The organism is Streptomyces atriruber (assembly GCF_001418325.1).
Lineage (GTDB): Bacteria > Actinomycetota > Actinomycetes > Streptomycetales > Streptomycetaceae > Streptomyces > Streptomyces atriruber.
On the sequence record NZ_LIPN01000255.1, the window covers coordinates 1 to 4,627 of the forward strand.

General features: G+C 73.7%; 3 protein-coding genes and 2 pseudogenes. 3 read left to right on the plus strand and 2 right to left on the minus strand.

Annotated features, from left to right (window positions below):
• Positions 1-1,315 (plus strand): annotated as a pseudogene (lnt, locus tag AOK03_RS25170) (apolipoprotein N-acyltransferase); the annotation flags it as partial.
• Here lnt and AOK03_RS25175 read toward each other — a convergent pair.
• The gene (locus AOK03_RS25175) at positions 1,239-2,144 is read right to left on the minus strand and encodes a Gfo/Idh/MocA family protein (protein WP_055567622.1); all 906 of its coding nucleotides are present in this window, start codon (positions 2,142-2,144) and stop codon (positions 1,239-1,241) included. The pseudogene lnt and the gene AOK03_RS25175 overlap by 77 nt on opposite strands.
• A 34-nt stretch (positions 2,145-2,178) precedes the next feature.
• Entirely contained in the window at positions 2,179-3,501 is a 1,323-nt protein-coding gene (locus AOK03_RS25180) for an FAD-dependent monooxygenase (RefSeq protein ID WP_079074946.1), read from the minus strand.
• 123 nt (positions 3,502-3,624) lie between these two features.
• Between AOK03_RS25180 and AOK03_RS25185 the strand changes: the two genes are divergently transcribed.
• Entirely contained in the window at positions 3,625-4,218 is a 594-nt protein-coding gene (locus AOK03_RS25185; protein ID WP_055567623.1) for a TetR/AcrR family transcriptional regulator, read from the plus strand.
• 80 nt (positions 4,219-4,298) lie between these two features.
• A pseudogene (locus AOK03_RS42760) lies at positions 4,299-4,627 on the plus strand (hypothetical protein); the annotation flags it as partial.

A 4,627-nucleotide genomic window follows, 5' to 3' on the forward strand; every position in this document is an offset into this window, starting at 1 on the left:
GGTCGTGGGAAGGATTGGGCGGGCCGTGGGGTCTGCTCGGCTCCAGCCAGTGGCAGGTCACGCCCGCGCTGCGGCTCGTCTCGGTGGGCGGGGTGTGGCTGGTCAGCGCGTTCGTGGTGGTCGTGAACACGGGGGTCGCGCTGCTCGCCGTCGCGGCGACCGCACGGGCGACGACCCCCCGTACGGAGCACACGGACTCCCTCTCCACGCCCCCCTCACCCCCTACGCCCCCTACACCACCCCCGCCCTCCCCGCCCTCGCAGGCATCCTCGCCGTGGCCACCGCAGGCGCGGCCGCCTGGGTGTGGGCCCCTCGCCCCGAGCCCGCCGGGCAGGCCCGCATCGCCGTCGTCCAGCCCGGCATCATCGAAGACGGCATCGCGAGCGCCGACAAGCGCCTCGCCCGCGAGGAGGCGCTCACCCGGACCCTCGTGGGCCGGGACGTGGACCTCGTCGTCTGGGGAGAAAGCAGCGTCGGTTTCGACCTGGCCGACCGGCCGGACGTCGCGCGCCGGATCGCCGCGCTCTCCCGCGAGGTGGGCGCGGACATCCTGGTGAACGTCGACGCGCGCCGCTCCGACCGGCCCGGCATATTCAAGAGTTCCGTCCTGGTGGGCCCGGAGGGGCCGACCGGCGACCGCTACGACAAGATGCGGCTCGTGCCCTTCGGCGAGTACGTTCCGGCGCGCTCCCTGCTCGGCTGGGCGACGTCCGTGGGCAAGGCCGCGGGCGAGGACCGCAGGCGCGGCGACCACCAGGTGGTGATGAACACCGGCCGCAACACCAGCCGCGACAACGGCCGCGGCAACGGGTCCGGCACCGCACACGACCTCCGCGTCGGCCCCCTCGTCTGCTTCGAGTCGGCGTTCCCCGACATGAGCCGCCGCCTCACCCGGGACGGCGCCGGACTGCTCCTCGCCCAGTCCGCCACGTCGTCGTTCCAGAACAGCTGGGCTCCCCCGCAGCACGCGTCGCTCGCAGCGGTGCGGGCGGCGGAGACCGGCCGGCCCATGGTGCACGCCACGCTCACCGGCGTCTCCGCGGTGCACGGTCCGGACGGTGCACGCATCGGCGGCACGCTCGGCACCTCGGCCAGCGCCGCGGCGGTGTACGACGTACCGCTGGCCACCGGTGAGACGGCGTACGTCAAGTGGGGCGACTGGCCCGTGCACGCCGCGCTCCTCGTGCTCGTGGCGCTGGGCGTGACCGAGGGCCTGCGGCACTTCGGGGCGGCCTCTCTCAGGCGGACTGCTCCTGAGCGGCAAGCACCACGCGCTCGCACAGCTCATGAGTCGCCAGTGCGTCCCGGGCGCTGAGCAGCTTCCCCGCGCGCACGGCGTCGAGGAAGGCGAGCACCACCTGCTCGATGCCGCGCTGGCGGGCCACCGAGACCCAGTCACCGCGTCGCCGCACCGTGGGCTGGCCCTTGTGGTCGACGACCTCGGCGAGGTTGAGGACCTGCCGCTTGGTGTCCTGCCCGGAGACCTCGAGGATCTCCTCGGTGGAGCCGCTGAGCCGGTTCATCATGCCGATCGCGGTGAACCCGTCGCCGCCGAGCTGCACGACCACGTGCTGCATGAGACCGTCCTCGACGCGGGAGCGCACGGTCACGTCGTCGATCGGTCCCGGCGCCAGGAAGCGCAGCGTGTCCAGGACGTGGATGAAGTCGTCCAGCACGAGCGTGCGCGGGTCCTCGGGCAGCCCCACGCGGTTCTTCTGCATGAGGATCATCTCGCGCGGGTGGTCGACGCACTGGGCGTAGCCGGGCGCGAAGCGGCGGTTGAAGCCGACCGCGAGGCTGACGCCGCGCTCCTCGGCGAGGCGCACGAGGCGCTCGGAGTCGGCGAGTTCGTACGCGATGGGCTTGTCGACGTAGGTCGGCACGCCCGCTTCGACGAGGCGGGTGACGATCTCCGGGTGCACGGCGGTCGGCGCGTGCACGAAGGCGGCGTCGAGCCCCTGGGCGAGCAGGGCGTCCAGGTCGGTGTGGCAGCGGGAGTCCGGGATGTGGTGGACGCCGGCGACCCGGGCGAGGGTCGCGGGCGTGCGCGTCTGCAGGTGCAGTTCGACCCCGGGCAGGGTGGTGAGGACGGGCAGATACGCCTTTTGCGCGATGTCGCCGAGTCCGATGCAGCCGATCTTCACCACTGTCTCCCTACCGGCCCCGACCACTGGCCTGCTACTCGCCTACTGCCGGCCTGCTACTGGCCCGCTGTTGCCGCTGCCGCTGTACCGGCTCGCGGTTCGTCGCCCCCGTGCTCCGCTCGGCGGCTCCGGTCGTCGTTCCCGCAGCATACGGGGCCTGCGGGGGACGCCAGTCGGCGATGGCGGAGAAGCTCCGCATGATGAAGTTCGGGCCGAGTCGCGACGCCGTCGAGATGAGGGCGTTGCGTACGGCGGCGAGCGGGGCGCCGGTGAGATGCGTGACGCGGGCGGCTCGTGCGGCGCGCCGGACGATTTCCGTGGTGCGGGGGACGCGGGCCGCGCTGTAGGCGGCCAGTCCCGCGGCGAGGTCGGCGCCCGGCGCCACGTGATGGGCGAGGACGACGGCGTCCTCGATGGCCTGGTTGCCGCCCTGGCCGAGGCTCGGCGCCATGGCGTGCGCGGCGTCACCGAGGAGGGCGACGCGACCGCGGTGGTACGCGGCGAGCGGCGTCGTCAGATGACGGACGTCGTTGCGCAGGACGTCCTCGGGCCGGACGGCGGCGATCAGGCCGGGGATCGGGTCGTGCCAGTCGGCGAAGCGGCGCTCCAGCTCGGCCTTCTCGTGGTCGGGCGCCCTGCCGCCTTCGGGCAGCCGGGCGGTGGCGTACGCGTACACCCTGCCGTCCTTCAGTGGTTGCGTGCCCCATACGCCGCCGCGGCCCCAGGTCTCGTGCGGCGTGAAGGCCTTGGCGGGCGCGGGGACGACGAAGCGCCAGGCGGTGAATCCTGCGTACACGGGTTGGGGGTGAGCCGGGAAGAGGGCCGTGCGCACGGCGGAGTTGATGCCGTCGGCGCCGACGACGAGGTCCGCCTCGATCTCGCCGTCGTCGGTGGTGACGACGGCCCGGCGGTCGGCGGCGCCGGGGTCCGCGAGGCGGGCGCGCGTGCCGGTGCGCAGCGACTTCTCGGGCAGCGCGGAGACCAGCAGGTCGACGAGGGTCGCTCGGTGCAGCACGACGAGCGATCCGCCGTACGCCCCCTCGGCCTCGGCGGCGCTCGTGCGCACCAGCCAGCGGCCGTTCTGCGCGCGCATCCCGCCGTCGCCCTCCCAGGCGGCGAGCGCACGGACCCGGGCGCCGAGGCCCAGGACGTCCAGGGCGCGCTGCGAGTTGGGGGCGAGACCGATGCCCGAGCCGACCGGCTCCAGGGAGGCGGCACGCTCCAGGACGGTGACGCTCCACCCGGACTCGTGCAGGCCGATGGCCGCGGTGAGCCCGCCGATGCCGCCGCCGATGACAACGGCGTGGGGCTGCTGGTTCCCGGCCTGGTTCCTGCCCTGGTTCCCGGCCTGATTCATGACTCCTCCTCCGCCGTGCCACACGCGGCCGCCGCGTGCGCGCCACCCAGCTCTTCACTACAGGTGTAGTAGGCGATGGCATGACCGTACTACACCTGTAGTCCGCCAGGTAAGGTCTTCGCCATGCCCCTACGCAGCGCGGGACCTCCCCGCACCGAGCTCATCGCCGACACCGCCCTCACCCTGCTCGCGGAGCGCGGCATGCGCGGCCTCACCCACCGCGCCGTCGACGAGGCGGCGGGCCTGCCCCAGGGCTCCACGTCCAACCACGCGCGCACCCGGCTCGCCCTCCTGGAGGCGGCGGTGCGACGACAGGCCGAGCGCGAGGCGGAGGTGCTGAACCCCGCCGAGATGCCGCATCCGAGCGCGGGACGCGAGCAACTGGTCGCGGGCCTGGCCATGGCCCTGCACCGGTACCTGACCGGCGACCACCGCCAACTCCTCGTATCCCGATACGAGTTGGCCATGGAGGCAACCCGCAGACCGGAGCTGCGCGCCTATTACGACGCGGCGGGCGCCCAGTTCAGGGAGCCTCTGGAGGTCCTGCTCCGCGCGGCCGGCTCCACCGCGCCGGAACGCCACACGCTGTCACTGGTGGCCTGGTGCGATGGCCTGATGTTCTCGTGCGTGGCGGGTTCGTACCACGCCACGGCGCCGACGCAGGAGGAGTTGCGGAGCAGCGTGGGGGAACTGTTGCAGGGGATGTTGGATGAGTAGGGAGCCGAGCCGTCACCCGTGCGGGGCAACCTCGTGACGTTCCGGCGCCAACTCGCGCAGGACCCAGCAGAGTTGCGCAGATGCATCGACCGACGACCACCGCTGCCGCCGCGCTCCTCGTCACGATGGCGGTCTCGGCCGCCACCTCGGCCGCCGTCTCCGGCTGCATGAGCGTCGAGCGGCCCTCGGGTCCAGGCCGGGGCCCGGCCGCGGCCACCGCGCCGCCGCCCGCGCCCCGCACCGAGGGGAAGCGCCGACCGGTGATCGTGCAGGCCCCGGCGAGGGAGGCCCTGGAGCGCATGGGTCCGCCGAGCCGCCCGGCCACTCGGAAGGCGGACGCGGAAGCCGAATCAGCGGCCGGACCCGCTACCGGCCCCTCGATCCCGTCACCGCCCCGCACCCACCGCCC